Annotated in this window: 13 protein-coding genes; 10 read left to right on the forward strand and 3 right to left on the reverse strand. The window is 62.1% G+C overall.

Annotated elements, in window-relative coordinates; genetic code table 11:
- Positions 1-325 precede the first annotated feature (325 nt).
- The 4 genes from rpoB (at position 326) to gltX (ending at position 11,247) form a co-directional block, all read left to right on the forward strand.
- Positions 326-4,504, forward strand: coding sequence for a DNA-directed RNA polymerase subunit beta (gene rpoB, locus ACXYL9_RS03005; protein ID WP_459038108.1), 4,179 nt, complete (start codon positions 326-328; stop codon positions 4,502-4,504).
- Between the two features lie 9 nt (positions 4,505-4,513).
- Entirely contained in the window at positions 4,514-5,350 is an 837-nt protein-coding gene (locus ACXYL9_RS03010; RefSeq protein WP_459038109.1) for an FkbM family methyltransferase, read from the forward strand.
- Between the two features lie 70 nt (positions 5,351-5,420).
- Positions 5,421-9,764: a DNA-directed RNA polymerase subunit beta' gene (gene rpoC / locus ACXYL9_RS03015; RefSeq protein ID WP_459038110.1), complete on the forward strand. Its 4,344-nt coding sequence runs from the start codon at positions 5,421-5,423 to the stop codon at positions 9,762-9,764.
- Between the two features lie 133 nt (positions 9,765-9,897).
- Positions 9,898-11,247: a glutamate--tRNA ligase gene (gene gltX, locus ACXYL9_RS03020; protein WP_459038111.1), complete on the forward strand. Its 1,350-nt coding sequence runs from the start codon at positions 9,898-9,900 to the stop codon at positions 11,245-11,247.
- Between the two features lie 8 nt (positions 11,248-11,255).
- On the opposite strand, the gene ACXYL9_RS03025 is transcribed toward gltX, so the two are convergent.
- The 3 genes from ACXYL9_RS03025 to pyk all read right to left on the reverse strand — a co-directional run bounded on the left by ACXYL9_RS03025 (position 11,256) and on the right by pyk (position 13,345).
- Positions 11,256-11,429, reverse strand: coding sequence for a hypothetical protein (locus tag ACXYL9_RS03025; protein ID WP_459038112.1), 174 nt, complete (start codon positions 11,427-11,429; stop codon positions 11,256-11,258).
- 108 nt (positions 11,430-11,537) lie between these two features.
- A complete protein-coding gene (locus tag ACXYL9_RS03030) occupies positions 11,538-11,876 on the reverse strand; it encodes a hypothetical protein (protein ID WP_459038113.1) in 339 nt (112 codons plus the stop codon).
- Entirely contained in the window at positions 11,873-13,345 is a 1,473-nt protein-coding gene (gene pyk / locus ACXYL9_RS03035; protein WP_459038114.1) for a pyruvate kinase, read from the reverse strand. The genes ACXYL9_RS03030 and pyk overlap by 4 nt, the downstream gene beginning before the upstream one ends.
- Positions 13,346-13,394: 49 nt before the next feature.
- On the opposite strand from pyk, the gene ACXYL9_RS03040 reads away from it, so the two are divergent.
- The 6 genes from ACXYL9_RS03040 (at position 13,395) to ruvC (ending at position 16,126) form a co-directional block, all read left to right on the forward strand.
- Positions 13,395-13,727, forward strand: a complete 333-nt coding sequence (locus ACXYL9_RS03040) for a DUF1244 domain-containing protein (protein WP_459038115.1) — start codon at positions 13,395-13,397, stop codon at positions 13,725-13,727.
- A gap of 104 nt (positions 13,728-13,831) precedes the next feature.
- Complete coding sequence (locus ACXYL9_RS03045) at positions 13,832-14,068, forward strand: DUF2312 domain-containing protein (protein ID WP_459038116.1); 237 nt, start codon at positions 13,832-13,834, stop codon at positions 14,066-14,068.
- Positions 14,069-14,155: 87 nt separating this feature from the next.
- On the forward strand, positions 14,156-14,473 hold the full coding sequence (locus ACXYL9_RS03050; protein ID WP_459039845.1) for a heavy metal-binding domain-containing protein: 318 nt from the start codon (positions 14,156-14,158) through the stop codon (positions 14,471-14,473).
- An 87-nt stretch (positions 14,474-14,560) separates the two neighbouring features.
- Positions 14,561-15,304, forward strand: a complete 744-nt coding sequence (locus ACXYL9_RS03055; protein WP_459038117.1) for a YebC/PmpR family DNA-binding transcriptional regulator — start codon at positions 14,561-14,563, stop codon at positions 15,302-15,304.
- A complete protein-coding gene (locus tag ACXYL9_RS03060) occupies positions 15,304-15,654 on the forward strand; it encodes a DUF3147 family protein (protein WP_459038118.1) in 351 nt (116 codons plus the stop codon). Before ACXYL9_RS03055 ends, ACXYL9_RS03060 begins: the two co-directional genes overlap by 1 nt.
- Positions 15,655-15,658: 4 nt before the next feature.
- Entirely contained in the window at positions 15,659-16,126 is a 468-nt protein-coding gene (gene ruvC, locus ACXYL9_RS03065) for a crossover junction endodeoxyribonuclease RuvC (RefSeq protein WP_459038119.1), read from the forward strand.
- Positions 16,127-16,155: the final 29 nt, after the last annotated feature.

The raw sequence follows: 16,155 nt of genomic DNA on the forward strand, positions 1-16,155 counted from the left end.
CACGGACTGTCGTATTGGTAACGGCTCGACTTGAGGCGCGGCGATCGTTTGACAAGCGTCCCCATGGTTCCTACATGGCCACGCAACCGCTTGCTTCGAGCAAGGCTGATTCATACGCGGGGATCGGTCTCAGGATGGAGGCAGCGGGCAACCACAATCGCGACGCTTAGATGAAAGCTGCAGCAGCGCCACCGGGAAGGTCGCGCCTAGTGCTGCGGCCTTTGTGCGTCCCGGCAGTGGTGCCAATCCTTGCGTTTCGAAAAAGATTTCCTGCCGGCGGGACTTATCTTCGCCGGCGTATTTGAGAAGAGGCGACACTCCTCCCATGGCTACCAAGGCGAAGAAGAAGGCCCAGACCGCCGTCAAGGCATCGGGTACCTCCAAGCGGCGCATCCGCAAGATTTTCGGCGACATCCACGAAGTGGTGAAAATGCCGAACTTGATTGAGGTCCAGCGCGAGAGCTACGAACAGTTCCTGCGCTCGAACAAGGAGATCGATTACGTCTCCGGCCTCGAGAAGACGCTGCGTTCGGTATTTCCGATTCGCGATTTCGCCGGCACCGCCGAACTCGACTTCGTTCACTACGAACTGGAACCGCCCAAGTACGACACCACCGAGTGTCGCCAGCGCGGCATCACTTATGCCGCCCCGATGAAGGTCACGCTGCGCCTGATCGTCTTCGAGGTCGACCAGGAAACCGAAACTCGTTCGGTGCTCGATATCAAGGAGCAGGACGTATACATGGGCGACATGCCGCTCATGACCGAGAACGGCACCTTCATCATCAACGGAACCGAGCGTGTCATCGTGTCGCAGATGCACCGTTCGCCGGGTGTGCTGTTCGACCATGACCGGGGCAAGACCCACAGTTCGGGTAAGCTGCTTTTCGCTGCGCGGGTCATTCCCTACCGCGGCTCGTGGCTCGATTTCGAATTCGACGCCAAGGACATCGTCAATGTCCGCATCGACCGCAAGCGCAAGCTGCCGGTCACCGCATTGCTTTATGCGCTTGGCCTCGACAGCGAGCAGATCCTCGAGCATTTCTACGACACGATCGTCTGGAAGCGGGCCAAGGACGGCTGGAAGATTCCGTTCGTTCCCGAACAATGGCGCGGTATCAAGCCGACCTTCTCGGTGGCCGACGCCAAGACCGGCGAGGAAGTCTTCCCCGCCAACCAAAAGATCAGCCCCCGCGCCGCCAACAAGGCTGCAAAGGACGGTCTCAAGGACCTGCTGCTGCCGACCGAGGAAGTGTTCGCACGCTATGCCGCGCGTGACATGATCGACGAGTCGACCGGCCGTATCTATATCGAGGCCGGCGAAGAAGTTTCGCCCGACAACCTCGAAGTGCTCGACGCCGCCGGCATCGACAGCCTCGAACTGCTCGACATCGACCATGTCGGCACCGGTCCGTGGATCCGCAACACCCTGGCCGTCGACAAGGCCGAGAACCGCGACGAAGGTCTGGAAGCGATCTACAAGGTCATGCGTCCGGGCGAACCGCCGACCAAGGAAACCGCGGAAGCCCTGTTCGAAGGCCTGTTCTTCGACAGCGAGCGCTACGACCTGTCAGCTGTTGGCCGCGTCAAGCTCAACATGCGTCTCGACCTCGATGCCGAAGACACCGTGACCACGCTGCGCAAGGAAGACATCCTTGCCGTGGTCAAGGAACTGGTCGGCCTCAAGGACGGCAAGGGCGACGTCGACGATATCGACAATCTCGGCAATCGCCGGGTCCGCTCGGTCGGCGAACTGCTGGAAAACCAGTACCGCGTCGGCCTGCTGCGCATGGAGCGCGCGGTCAAGGAACGCATGAGCAGTGTCGATGTCTCGACTGTCATGCCGAACGATCTCATCAACGCCAAGCCGGCGGTTGCCGCAGTGCGCGAATTCTTCGGTTCGAGCCAGCTTTCGCAGTTCATGGACCAGACCAACCCGCTGTCCGAAGTCACCCACAAGCGCCGCGTGTCGGCGCTTGGCCCGGGCGGCCTGACCCGCGAACGCGCGGGCTTCGAAGTGCGCGACGTTCACCCGACGCACTACGGTCGCATCTGTCCGATTGAAACGCCTGAAGGCCCCAACATCGGCCTCATCAACTCGCTTTCGACCTTCGCCCGCGTCAACAAGTACGGCTTCATCGAAACGCCTTACCGCGTAGTGAAGGATGGCAAGGTCACCAGCGAGGTGATCTACCTGTCGGCGATGGAAGAGCAGAAGCACACCGTTGCGCAGGCTTCGGCCGATCTCAACGATGATGGCTCCTTCGTCGAGGAACTGATCTCGGCGCGCCAGAACGGGGACAACCTGATGGCCCCGCGTGAATCGATCACGCTGATGGATGTCAGCCCCAAGCAGCTCGTCTCGGTCGCCGCATCGCTTATTCCGTTCCTGGAAAACGATGACGCCAACCGCGCACTGATGGGCTCGAACATGCAGCGCCAGGCCGTGCCGCTGGTCAAGGCCGAAGCGCCTTGGGTCGGCACCGGCATGGAAGAAACGGTGGCCCGCGATTCGGGCGCCGCGATCACTGCCACGCGTGGCGGGATCGTCGACCAGGTCGACGCCACCCGTATCGTCATCCGCGCCATCGGCGATGTCGAAGCTGGCCAGTCCGGCGTCGATATTTACACGCTGCAGAAATTCCAGCGCTCGAACCAGAACACCTGCATCAACCAGCGCCCGCTGGTGAAGGTGGGCGAGACGGTTGAAACCGGTGACGTTATTGCCGACGGCCCCTCGACCGACCTCGGCGAACTGGCGTTGGGCAAGAACAGCCTCGTCGCGTTCATGCCGTGGAACGGCTACAACTACGAGGATAGTATCCTCATCTCCGAACGCATCGTGAAGGACGACGTGTTCACCTCGATCCATATCGAGGAGTTCGAAGTCATGGCCCGTGACACCAAGCTGGGCCCAGAAGACATCACCCGCGACATTCCGAATGTCGGCGAGGAAGCCCTGCGCAACCTCGACGAGGCCGGAATTGTCTACATTGGTGCCGAAGTGCACCCGGGCGACATCCTGGCGGGCAAGATCACGCCCAAGGGCGAAAGCCCGATGACGCCGGAGGAAAAACTCCTCCGCGCGATCTTCGGCGAAAAGGCCAGTGACGTGCGTGACACCTCGCTCCGCCTGCCGCCCGGTGTTGCCGGCACGGTCGTCGAGGTGCGTGTGTTCAACCGTCACGGTATCGAGATCGATGACCGTACGCGTGCGATCCAGCACGAGGAAATCGAGCGCCTGCGCAAGGATAGCCAGGACGAACGCGCGATCCTCAACCGGGCGACCTATAACCGTCTGCGCGACATGCTGCTCGGCCAGACCGCTTCTGCCGCGCCCAAGGGCGTCAAGAAGGGTTCGGAAATCACCGAAGACATGCTCGAGGGTATCGACCGGCACGAATGGTTCAAGTTCGCCGTGGCCGACGATCAGCGCCAGGCGCAGATCGAGGCGGTCAAGTCTCAGTATGACGAAGCCGTCAAGGGCATCGACGACAAGTTCGATGACCGCAAGGAGAAGCTCGAACGCGGTGACGAACTGGCGCCGGGCGTGCTCAAGATGGTCAAGGTCTTCGTCGCGGTGAAGCGCAAGCTGCAACCGGGCGACAAGATGGCCGGCCGCCACGGGAACAAGGGCGTGATTTCACGCATCCTGCCGATTGAGGACATGCCGTTCCTTGAAGACGGTACACCGGTCGACATCGTGCTCAACCCGCTCGGCGTGCCGAGCCGCATGAACGTCGGACAGATCTTCGAAACCCATCTTGGTTTCGCGGCGCGCGGGCTTGGCCAACAGGTCAAGGCGGCGCTGGAAGACTGGCGCATGGCCAATCCCGATCCGCAGGCCGGCAAGCCGCCCGAAGCGGTCAAGGAAACGCTGCAGAAGGTCTATGGCGATCGCTATGCGGACGACATTTCCGGCCGTAGCGATGCCGAGATCATCGAGCTTGCAAACAACCTGACCGCCGGCGTTCCGATGGGCACCCCGGTGTTCGACGGCGCGCGCGAAGGCGACGTGACGATCCAGCTCGAAATGGCAGGCATCGACAGCGACGGACAGTCGGTCCTCTACGATGGACGTACGGGTGAAGCGTTCGACCGCAAGGTCACCGTGGGCATTATCTATATGCTCAAGTTGCATCACTTGGTCGACGACAAGATCCATGCCCGTTCGATCGGCCCCTACAGCCTCGTCACCCAGCAGCCGCTGGGCGGTAAGGCCCAGTTCGGCGGCCAGCGTTTCGGCGAGATGGAGGTCTGGGCACTGCAGGCTTACGGCGCTGCCTACACGCTGCAGGAAATGCTCACGGTCAAGTCCGACGACGTCGTCGGCCGGACCAAGGTTTACGAAGCGATCGTCAAGGGTGACGACACCTTCGAAGCCGGCATCCCGGAAAGCTTCAACGTGCTCGTCAAGGAAATGCGCTCGCTCGGCCTCAACGTCGAACTCTCCTCGTTCTCGGACGGGGAAGACGATGATGGCATGAAGATCGCAGCTGAGTAGCTAGGAGACATGGGCAGCCCCCGCCGCTTGGCGGAGGCTGCCATTGAAACAATGCGTATCTCGAGGATCATCAGGAACCTGGCTGGCGCCAAGGGCGTGGTCATCCGGCGCGAGCCGGACGGCACGCCGCTGCGCAGCCTGTTGGCGGACCTCCATCCTGTCCGGACCGAGCACGATCTCATCCGGCTTGGAGGGGAAACCGACGGCGGTTACCTGGTGCCCAACGATCTCGACGGGATTGTCGCGGTGTTCTCGCCCGGCGTCGATCAGACGGCCGAGTTCGAGCGGGAGTGCATTGCCCGCGGGATGCGCAGCTTTCAGGCCGACGGTTCGATCGAGCGTTCGCCTCTGGAACATGATGCCAATGAATTCGATGCCAAGTTCATCGGTATCGAGAGCAATGGCGACACCATCACGCTTGACGACTGGATTGCAGCCAAGCAGCCGGGTTCAGATGATCTCATGCTCCAGATGGACATCGAGGGTCATGAGTGGCTTACGCTGGCGCAGGTCAGTGAAGCGACGCTCAAGCGCTTTCGCGTCATGGTGCTAGAGCTGCATCATCTCGATGCCCTGGCCACCGATTTCGGACGCTTGGTCCTGCCCTCGGTCATCAAGCGCCTGACCCGGCATTTCGACGTCGTCCACATGCACGCCAACAATCAGGCCGAGCCGCTTGTCACCCGCGACGGCGAATTGATCGAGCTGATCGAGATTACCCTGCTGCGAAAGGACCGTTCCATGCAACGCGACCCGGTTACACAGCTGCCGCATCCGCTGGATCGCGACAACGTCCCCAACAGGCCCCCTGTCCAGCTCCCACCCACATTGTCCGGCTTGCACTGACCCCGTCACCGCACGCCCGAAGTAGAAATTTAGAAGCCGCCGCGAGGCGCATCAGGAACCGACAAACGCCATGAACGAACTGACAAAATTCACCAACCAGCTGGCCAAGCCGGAAACGTTCGACCAGATCCAGATCGGCATCGCGAGCCCCGAGCGTATTCGTTCGTGGTCCTTCGGCGAAATCAAGAAGCCTGAAACGATCAACTACCGGACGTTCAAGCCTGAGCGTGACGGCCTGTTCTGTGCGCGCATCTTCGGCCCGGTGAAGGATTACGAGTGCCTGTGCGGCAAGTACAAGCGCATGAAGTACAAGGGCGTGGTGTGCGAGAAGTGCGGCGTCGAGGTCACCGTGACCAAGGTTCGCCGCGAGCGCATGGGCCACATTGAGCTGGCCGCTCCGGTGGCGCATATCTGGTTCCTCAAGTCGCTGCCGAGCCGCATCGGCTTGCTGCTCGACATGCAGCTGAAGCAGCTCGAGCGGGTGCTCTATTTCGAACATTACATCGTCACCGAACCGGGCCTCACTCCGCTGGAGAAATTCCAGCTGCTGACCGAAGACGAACTGCTCGAAGCGCAGGACGAGTATGGCGAAGACGCCTTCACCGCCGGGATTGGCGCCGAAGCGGTCAAGATCATGCTGATGGACCTCGATCTCGAACAGGAGAAAGAGGACCTGCTGGAAGAGCTGGCGACAACCAAGTCCAAGCTCAAGCCGGCCAAGATCATCAAGCGTCTCAAAGTTGTCGAGAGCTTCATCGAGTCGGGCAACCGTCCCGAGTGGATGATCCTCGAAGTCGTGCCGGTTATCCCGCCCGAACTGCGCCCGCTGGTGCCGCTCGATGGTGGCCGTTTCGCGACGTCCGATCTCAACGACCTCTATCGTCGCGTCATCAACCGCAACAATCGCCTCAAGCGCCTGATCGAACTGCGCGCGCCGGACATCATCGTCCGCAACGAGAAGCGCATGTTGCAGGAATCGGTCGACGCCCTGTTCGACAATGGTCGCCGTGGCCGCGTGATCACGGGTGCCAACAAGCGTCCGCTGAAATCGCTGTCCGACATGCTCAAGGGCAAGCAGGGCCGCTTCCGCCAGAACCTGCTCGGCAAGCGCGTCGACTATTCGGGTCGTTCGGTCATCGTGACCGGTCCCGAACTCAAGCTGCACCAGTGCGGCCTGCCCAAGAAGATGGCGCTCGAGCTGTTCAAACCGTTCATCTACGCCCGGCTCGATGCCAAGGGCCTGTCGATGACGCTCAAGCAGGCCAAGAAGTGGGTCGAGAAGGAACGCAAGGAAGTCTGGGATATCCTGGATGAAGTGATCCGCGAACACCCGGTGCTGCTCAACCGCGCTCCGACGCTCCACCGTCTCGGCATCCAGGCGTTCGAGCCCGTGCTGATCGAAGGCAAGGCAATCCAGCTGCACCCGCTCGTCTGCTCGGCCTTCAACGCCGACTTCGATGGTGACCAGATGGCGGTCCACGTGCCGCTTTCGCTGGAAGCCCAGCTCGAAGCGCGCGTGCTGATGATGAGCACCAACAACATCCTCTCGCCTGCCAACGGCAAGCCGATCATCGTGCCTTCGCAGGACATGGTGCTGGGCCTCTATTACCTGTCGATGGAACGCCAGGAAAAGACCCCTGAGTATATCGAGGAGAAGGACGGCACCAAGATCGAGAAGCTGCCGCGCTTCTCCGATATGGCCGAGGTTCACCAGGCGCTGGAAACCAAGTCGGTTACGCTGCACACGCGCATCATCGCTCGCGTGCCGCAGGCCGAAGAGGACGGCAAGCCGGTGATGAAACGCTTCGTCACGACGCCGGGCCGTATGTTGATCGGTGAATGCCTGCCCAAGAACCACAAGGTTCCCTACGACATCGTCAACCGGCTCCTGACCAAGAAGGAAATCGGCGACGTCATTGACCAGGTCTATCGCCACACCGGTCAGAAGGACACGGTGCTGTTCGCCGACGCCATCATGGTGCTGGGCTTCCGCCACGCGTTCAAGGCCGGCATCAGCTTTGGCAAGGACGACATGATCATCCCCGACAGCAAGGTCGGCATGATCGAGGAAACCAAGTCGCAGGTGGCCGATTACGAGCAGCAGTACCAGGACGGCCTGATCACCCAGCAGGAAAAATACAACAAGGTGATCGACGCCTGGAGCCGTTGCGGTGACCAGGTCGCCGACGCGATGATGGCCGAGATCAAGTCTCAGACCTTCGACAAGGATGGCAAGGAATCGCAGATCAACTCGATCTACATGATGAGCCACTCCGGTGCGCGTGGTTCGCCGGCGCAGATGAAGCAGCTGGCCGGTATGCGCGGCCTGATGGCCAAGCCGTCGGGCGAGATCATCGAGAACCCGATCATCTCGAACTTCAAGGAAGGCCTGACCGTCCTTGAATACTTCAACTCGACCCACGGCGCGCGTAAGGGCCTGGCCGATACCGCGCTCAAGACCGCGAATTCGGGCTACCTGACCCGCCGCCTCGTCGACGTGTCGCAGGATTGCGTCATCGTCGAAGAGGACTGCAAGACCGACAACGCGCTCGAAATGCGTGCGATCGTGCAGGGCGGTTCGGTGATCGCCTCGCTGGGCGAACGTATCCTTGGCCGTACGCTGACCGAGGACCTCGTCAACGCCAAGACCGGCGAAGTGATCGTCAAGGCCGGCACGCTGCTGGACGAACCGATGGTCAAGGAAATCGAGGAGGCCGAAGTACAGGTCGCCAAGATCCGCTCGCCGCTGGTTTGCGAAGCCGACCAGGGCGTGTGTGGTACGTGCTACGGTCGTGACCTTGCGCGCGGTACGCCGGTCAACATCGGTGAAGCCGTGGGCGTCATCGCGGCCCAGTCGATCGGCGAGCCGGGCACGCAGCTGACGATGCGGACCTTCCACATCGGCGGCGCCGCGCAGCTCAACGAAACCTCGCACCTCGAAGCGATCTCGGACGGCAAGGTCGAATATCGCGACATGCCGACGATTATCGACAAGAAGGGTCGTATCCTCAGTCTCGCCCGCAATGGCGAGCTGGCAGTGATCGACGCCGAAGGTCGCGAGCGTGAAATCCACAAGGTGCCTTACGGTACCGTCCTGATGCACAAGGACGGCGCCAAGGTGAAGGAAGGCGATCGCCTGGCCGAGTGGGATCCGTTCACCCTGCCGATCATCACCGAGCAGTCCGGCTTGGTGAAGTTCCATGACCTTGTCGAAAGCGTGACGCTGGAAGAACAGGTCGACGATGCAACCGGCATTGCCCAGCGTATCGTTACCGAGAACCGGGCGACTGGCCGCAAGAAGAAGGAAGACCTGCGTCCGCGCATGACCCTTCTCGGCGAAGGCCAGACCGATGACGGCGAAACCGAAGCGCAGCGCTATATGCTCGCACCGGGCACGACGCTGTCGGTCGAGGATGGCCAGAAGGTCGACGCGGGCGATATTCTTGCCCGTGCCAGCCGTGAAGCGGCCAAGACCCGCGACATCACCGGCGGTCTGCCGCGTGTTGCCGAGCTGTTCGAAGCGCGTATTCCGAAGGACAACGCGATTATCGCCAAGATTTCCGGCAAGATCGAATTCGTCCGGGAATACAAGGCCAAGCGCAAGATCGCGATTGTTCCCGAGGAAGGTGATCCGGTGGAATACCTGGTCCCCAAGACCAAGGTAATCGACGTCCAGGAAGGCGACTTCGTGAAGAAGGGCGACACCCTGATTTCGGGCAGCCCGAACCCGCACGACATCCTCGATGTCCTCGGGGTCGAAGCGCTGGCCGAATATCTCGTCAACGAGATCCAGGAAGTCTACCGACTGCAGGGCGTGAAGATCAACGACAAGCACATCGAGGTGATCGTTCGCCAGATGCTGCAGAAAGTCGAGATCACCAATGGTGGCGATACCGTTCTGCTTCCGGGCGAACAGGTCGATCGCGAAGAAATGGACGAGGCCAACGCCAAGCTGACCAAGTCCAAGAAGCCGGCTACGGGCACTCCGGTGCTGCTCGGCATCACCAAGGCCAGCCTGCAAACACGTTCGTTCATCTCGGCCGCTTCGTTCCAGGAAACCACCCGCGTGCTTACGCAGGCTTCGGTTGAAGGGAAGAAGGACACGCTGATCGGACTCAAGGAGAACGTGATTGTAGGTCGCCTGATCCCGGCCGGTACCGGCGCTGGTATGAACCGCATGCGCGTCACCGCCTCGGCCCGCGATGCTGCACTGCGTGCGCAGTGGAAAAAGCAGCAGGAGGCCCTGGCTGCCGACGAAGCTGCGAAAGCAGTCCCGGCAGAGAAGGAACCGGAAGCCGAAGTGATGGATGCCGATGCCATGGCTGCGGCCATGGGTGGTGGCGATGCCAAGCCAGAGGCTGCACCCGCTCCCGAGGCTACCGAAACCGACGCCGTGGAGCAGAGCGACAGCTAAGCTCCAACGTCACGGACCAAACAAAAGGCCCCGCCGGAGCGATCCGGCGGGGCTTTTCTTTGCGGCGCAGGCAACCAGACGACTGCTCCACACTTTGCTCGCATTAGGCAAACAGCCGCGCTAACGGCAATGCATGACCACCATCACCCGCTTCGCTCCATCTCCCACAGGTCGTCTGCATGTCGGAAATATCCGCACGGCGCTGCACAACTGGATGCTCGCCAGGAAAAACGGGGGGAAATTCCTGCTGCGGATCGACGATACCGATGCCGAGCGATCGCGCGAGGAGTATGTCGACGCGATCCGGGCCGATCTGGCGTGGCTGGGGCTGGAGCCCGATGGCGAAGAGCGCCAGTCGGAACGGCTCGAGAAGTACCAGGCGGCTTTCGATGCGCTGCGCGAGGCCGGACGGATATACCCGGCCTACGAGACCGCGCAGGAGCTGGAAATCAAGCGCAAGATCCAGCTCGGACGCGGGCTGCCGCCAATCTATGACCGTGCAGCGCTCCGGTTGAGTGATGAAGAACGCGCGGCGAAAGAGGTCGAGGGCGTCGCCCCGCACTGGCGCTTCAAGCTCGACCATGACGAAGCGATTGCCTGGGAAGACGGCGTGCGCGGCGCGTCCAAATTCGATCCGGCCACGCTCTCCGACCCGGTCGTCCGGCGCGCCGATGGCAGCTGGCTCTACATGCTTCCGAGCACCGTCGACGATATCGACATGGGGGTGACCCACGTGCTGCGAGGAGAGGATCACGTTTCCAATACTGCCGTGCAATTACAGATGTTTACCGCACTTTATGCTGTGCAGCATAAATCATCGCCGCAAGTGCCCGAATTCGCTCATGAGGCGCTGCTGGTGGGCAAGGAAGGCAAGCTTTCGAAGCGGCTGGGTTCGCTTGGTTGCGACGCCTTTCGCGAACGCGGGATCGAGCCTGTATCGATCATCGCTCTGCTGGCGCGGCTGGGCACATCGCTTCCCGTAGAGCCGATTGCCGAGCGGGAGCGACTGATCGAGACCTTCGATCTTTCGACCTTCGGCCGCGCTCCTGCGAAGTTCGACGATGCCGAGCTCGAGCGGGTCAATACCGCGATTGTCCACCAGATGGACTTCGAAGATGTGCGGCAGCGTCTGCCTGCGGGGATTGACGAGGCCGGCTGGCATGCGATCCGGCCCAACCTGTCTCATGTCGATGAAGCCGGGGAGTGGTGGCGCCTGGTCACCGGGCCCATCGAACAACCCGATTTCTCCGATCAGGATCGGAACTATCTCGCCGTAGCGGCGCAGACATTGTCCTGGAGCGAAGATCCGTGGCACGCGCTGACCAGTGCGCTCAAGGAGGCTACAGGGCGCAAGGGCAAGCCATTGTTCCTGCCGCTGCGGCAGGCTCTTACCGGGATGGACCACGGCCCCGACATGGCCGAGCTGCTACCGCTGATCGGCGAAGGTGAGGCACGAGCACGGCTGGAACGCGCGGCCAATTGATGCTGGGGTTAGCCAGCGATAATCGAGTGTGACACTTCTTCGATGCTGCCGGTCACGAGCAACGGACTGCCGCCGACCATGCCGACCAGTGTCTGGCCATTCTCGCCAGTCCTGAGCCAAGCGATATTGCCTGCAACGACGAGATAATCGCCACCGCGTGATGGAAGCCTTACAAATTTCATAGTTCTGTTCCTGACGAGGTGCACCATAGGCCCGCAGGAGCGCGATTAGTGTTAACGTGCGGCCACTTCTTTGCCGGGTGCAGCGCAGGGCTGCCCCGACACTGAATCTCAGGCGCGTCGCTTTTCCCAGCCTAGCAATGCGATCGCCAATACCACCGGGATGAGCGACAGCGCGCCGAAGCGGATATCGCCAGTGGAAAAAATCATCATGCTCGATGCCAGGAAACCGGCTGCCACAAGGGCCAATCCGGCAACTCGGGTCCGGGCAAAGACCGACGCCGCGGCTCCTGCGATTTGCACCAGCCCCAAGGGCACGAGCCACAGAGCACTCACCCCTGCTTCGCGGAAAAATGCGATTTCCTGCGGCATATTCGCCAGTTTGGCCCCGCCCGCTGCAAGGCTCATCAAAACCAGGGCGGCGAGCAGGCCGTAGGCGACGATCTTCATCTGGTTTCGTCTTCGCCGGCCTGGTGACGATCCAACTCGTCGCCGGCGAGCGTCACCACGTGGAGCAAATTGGTGCTGCCTGGCGTACCGAACGGCACGCCCGCGAGCGCGATAAGCTTGCTGCCGGCGCTGCCAAATCCGTGCCGAAGCGCCATCCGCTTGCCCTTGGCAATCATCTCTTCGAAGCTACCGATATCCTTGGTCGCCACGGCATGCGCGCCCCACAGCAGGGCCAGCCGGCGCGCGGTTTTCATCGACGGAGTAAGCACCAGCATCGGCACGCTGGGCCGTTCGCGGGCAACCCGTCGCGCGGTCGAGCCGCTGCCGGTGAAGACGGTGATAGCGCTGATCGACACGGTATCGGCGATGGTCATGCAGGCATGGCTCAGCGCATCGGCGGTGGTAGGGTCGGGCGGGGTGTCGAGAAGGCGCACGCGCTGGATGTAATCGCCGTCGCGTTCCACCTGGACCGCGATCTTGTGCATGATGGTGACCGCTTCCTCGGGCCACTCTCCGGCCGCTGTTTCGGCCGAGAGCATGACCGCGTCAGCCCCATCATAGACGGCGTTTGCCACGTCGGAGACTTCCGCGCGGGTCGGGGCAGGGCTTTCGATCATGCTTTCGAGCATCTGCGTCGCCACGATCACCGGCTTGCCTTTGAGCCGGGTCTTGTTGACGATCTGCTTTTGCAGCGGCGGCACTTCCTGCGGCTCGAGTTCGACACCGAGGTCGCCGCGGGCAACCATGATGCCGTCGGACATCTCGATGATCTCGTCGAGCCGGCGGATCGCCATCGGCTTTTCAATCTTGGCACACAGCGCCCCGCGTCCGCCCATCAGGCGGCGCGCCTCGGCCAGATCTTCGGGCCGCTGAACGAAGCTGAGGCCGATCCAGTCGGCACCCTGGTCCATGGCAAATTCGAGATCCTTGCGGTCCTTGTCGGTCATTGCCGGAATCGGGATCTCGGCGTCGGGTACGTTGACGCCCTTGCGGTCGGAGATCACCCCGCCGACTTCGGCCGAGCAGAAGATCCGGTCCTCGTTGGCTTCCTTCACCACCAGCCTGATCTTGCCGTCATTGATGAGCAGCCGCTGGCCCTTGCTCAGCAGCCCGAACAGCTCGGGATGCGGCAGTTCGACACGGGTCTCGTCACCGGGTTCGGGATTGCGGTCGAGGGTAAAGTGACCCGAATGGCGGATCACCGCCTTGCCGCCCTTGAAGGTGCCGACCCGCAGCTTGGGACCCTGGAGGTCGCACAGGATCGCCACCGGACGGTAGAATTCGCGCTCGAGATCGCGGATCGCCCTGATGGTGGCGGCATGGGTGGCGTGGTCGCCATGGCTCATATTGACGCGGAACGCGTCGGCACCGGCCTTGTAGAGGCGGCGCAGCATGGCAGGGTCGCTGCTGGCCGGACCGACCGTAGCGAGAATCTTGACCTTGCGGCCACGGGGATCGAGCTTTTGCATTGCGCGCAGGCTATGGCACAGCCGCAAGGCAACTCAAGGGATAGTAACAATGGATACGAATGCGCCTGACCCCCAAGCCGACCCGCTCGACCAGCTAGATGACGCCGTGGCCGCTGCGGCCTTTCGCCGGCTGGTGCGCCATCTTCGCCATCGCCATGATGCGCAGAATATCGAGCTGATGGGCCTGGCCGGCTTCTGCCGCAATTGCCTGGCGGACTGGATCCGCGACGCCGGATATGAGGGCGACAAGGCGGCCGCGCGCGAACTCATCCACGGCATGCCGGTGGAAGATTGGAAGGCGACCCGCCAGAAGCCCGCGACCGAGCAGCAGGTCGCGGCGATGGAGGCGAGCATCGCCAGGAACCGGGCGGATCTGCGCTAGGACTACAAAACACACAGGAATTATTTTCACAGGTGGTTCAATCGCCGCTGCGGGCTGGCTATCGAGCCTGCAACCCGATTCTCATTTACATACCGGAGACCATGATGGCCGAAGCAACCGATGACCGCCTGCGCCTGCTGATCGAGCGCGTCGAGCGCCTCGAAGAAGAGAAGAAGGGCATCGCCGACGACATTCGCGATGTCTATGCCGAGGCCAAGGCGGTCGGCTACGATCCCAAGATCATGCGTCAGATCGTGCGCCTGCGGAAGATGAAGCCCGACGATCGCAGCGAGCAGGAAACCATCCTGGAAACCTACAAGGCCGCGCTCGGCATGGGTTGAACCCGGCAGTTTGTGTGTTAACGTCCTAACACACTTAGACCAGCTTGGAGACGATAGATGGCAGGCCCCTGGAAAGACGCGCGCGGATTGATCGTGACCACCACACCGACGATCGAGGGGCGGCCGATCAAGGACTATCTCGGCATCGTCACCGGCGAAGTCATTGTCGGCGCCAATTTGTTCCGCGACCTGTTCGCCAATATCCGCGACATCGTGGGCGGGCGTTCGGGCAGTTACGAGCGTATCTTGGCCGAGGCGCGCGAGCAGGCGATCCAGGAACTGCAGGCCGAAGCCGCCAGCCGCGGCGGCAATGCCGTGGTCGGCGTCGACCTCGATTACGAAGTGATCGGCGACACCGGCTCGATGCTGATGGTCAGCGCCAGTGGGACAGCAGTCAAGGTCTGACCCTTTAGGACACATTGGATTGAAGCGCGGGCGCGGCTGGGCTAGGCCGCGCTCCTAATCTTTTCAGCCAATCGAGACAGAGTCCCCATGGCAGGCCATTCCAAATTCAAGAACATCATGCACCGCAAGGGTGCACAGGACAAAAAGCGTTCCAATCTGTTTTCCAAGCTCAGCCGCGAGATCACCGTGGCAGCGAAGATGGGCACGCCCGACCCCGACATGAACCCGCGCCTGCGGCTGGCGGTCAACACCGCCAAGGCGCAGTCCATGCCGAAGGACAATATCCAGCGCGCAATCGATAAGGCCACCGCTGGGGATGACGATAATTACGAGGAAGTGCGCTACGAGGGCTATGGCCCGGGCGGCAGTGCGATCATCGTCGAGGCACTGACCGACAACCGCAACCGCACCGCCACTGCCGTGCGTACTGCCTTTGCCAAGAATGGTGGAAACCTCGGGACCGAAGGTTCGGTCGCACACGGTTTCGAACGGCTCGGCTATATCGAATACGGCCCCGAAGCCGGTGACGAGGAAAAGGTCCTCGAAGCCGCGCTGGAAGCCGGCGCGGAGGATATCCAGTCGTCCAAGGACGGCCACGAGATCTGGACCGCGGCCGAGGACCTGCACGAAGTCGCCTCCAGCCTCGAAAAGGCGCTGGGCGAGGCGCGCGAGGTCAAGCTGGCATGGAAGCCCAACATCACCGTCGAGCTGGACGAGAAGGATGCCGGCGTCCTGCTCAAGCTGGTCGACATGCTCGACGATGACGACGACGTGCAGACCGTGTGGGGCAATTACGACATCTCCGACGAGGTGATGGAGAAGCTGGGCTGATGTGGAGCCTCGTCGCCAAGGCGTTGCTCGCCGGGGCGATGATCGCGACCATTGCCGAGATCGGCAAGCGGCTGCCCGCCATGGCGGCGCTGGTGGCATCGCTGCCGCTGGTCTCGGTGCTTGGCATGATCTTCCTGTGGCACGCCCGCCCCGATGCGGAGAACATGGCGGTCCATGCCCAGTCGACCTTCTGGTTCGTCCTGCCCAGCCTGCCGATGTTCCTGCTGATGCCGGTGCTGCTGCGATCGGGGGTCGGGTTCTGGGCGTCATTGGCCATTGGCTGCGCACTGACCGTGGCGCTGTACCTGATGATGGTGCAGTTCGGCCCACGGCTGGGCATCAGGTTCTGATTCCTTGCTGATCCTCGGCCTCGATCCCTCGCTCAGCTGCACCGGCTGGGGCGTGGTCCGGACCGAGGGATCGCGGCTGGCCCATATTGCCAACGGACAGGTCAAGACCGACGCCAAGGCGCCGATCGCCGAGCGGCTGCATCACCTGTACGATGCCATCCGTGCGGTCATCGCCACCCATGCGCCCGACCGGGCAGCGGCGGAGGAAATCTTCGTCAACAAGAACCCGCAATCCACGCTCAAGCTGGCGCAGGCGCGCGGCTGCGTGCTGGCGGCCTGCGCTGCCGGCGGCATCACCGTCAACGAACACGCCGCGCGGCTCGTCAAGAAATCGGTTGTCGGCACCGGCGCGGCGGACAAGGCGCAGGTCCAGGCCATGCTCAAGGTGCTGTTGCCCGGTGCCGCCATCGCCGGAGCCGACGCCGCCGACGCGCTGGCCGTCGCCATCGCCGACGCGCATCTGGTTCGGTAACGTGGATTGGTGTTGGTTATTGGGGGGGA

This window comes from Qipengyuania sp. CAU 1752, assembly GCF_054482615.1.

Bases quoted from the DNA above. Each gene is read 5' to 3' on its own strand.
- ACXYL9_RS03060 (WP_459038118.1), top strand. From the start codon at position 15,304: ATGTGGAGCCTCGTCGCCAAGGCGTTGCTCGCCGGGGCGATGATCGCG.
- pyk (WP_459038114.1), bottom strand. From the start codon at position 13,345: ATGCAAAAGCTCGATCCCCGTGGCCGCAAGGTCAAGATTCTCGCTACG.
- rpoB (WP_459038108.1), top strand. From the start codon at position 326: ATGGCTACCAAGGCGAAGAAGAAGGCCCAGACCGCCGTCAAGGCATCG.
- ACXYL9_RS03010 (WP_459038109.1), top strand. From the start codon at position 4,514: ATGGGCAGCCCCCGCCGCTTGGCGGAGGCTGCCATTGAAACAATGCGT.
- gltX (WP_459038111.1), top strand. From the start codon at position 9,898: ATGACCACCATCACCCGCTTCGCTCCATCTCCCACAGGTCGTCTGCAT.
- ACXYL9_RS03045 (WP_459038116.1), top strand. From the start codon at position 13,832: ATGGCCGAAGCAACCGATGACCGCCTGCGCCTGCTGATCGAGCGCGTC.
- ACXYL9_RS03030 (WP_459038113.1), bottom strand. From the start codon at position 11,876: ATGAAGATCGTCGCCTACGGCCTGCTCGCCGCCCTGGTTTTGATGAGC.
- rpoC (WP_459038110.1), top strand. From the start codon at position 5,421: ATGAACGAACTGACAAAATTCACCAACCAGCTGGCCAAGCCGGAAACG.
- ACXYL9_RS03040 (WP_459038115.1), top strand. From the start codon at position 13,395: ATGGATACGAATGCGCCTGACCCCCAAGCCGACCCGCTCGACCAGCTA.
- ACXYL9_RS03055 (WP_459038117.1), top strand. From the start codon at position 14,561: ATGGCAGGCCATTCCAAATTCAAGAACATCATGCACCGCAAGGGTGCA.
- ACXYL9_RS03025 (WP_459038112.1), bottom strand. From the start codon at position 11,429: ATGAAATTTGTAAGGCTTCCATCACGCGGTGGCGATTATCTCGTCGTT.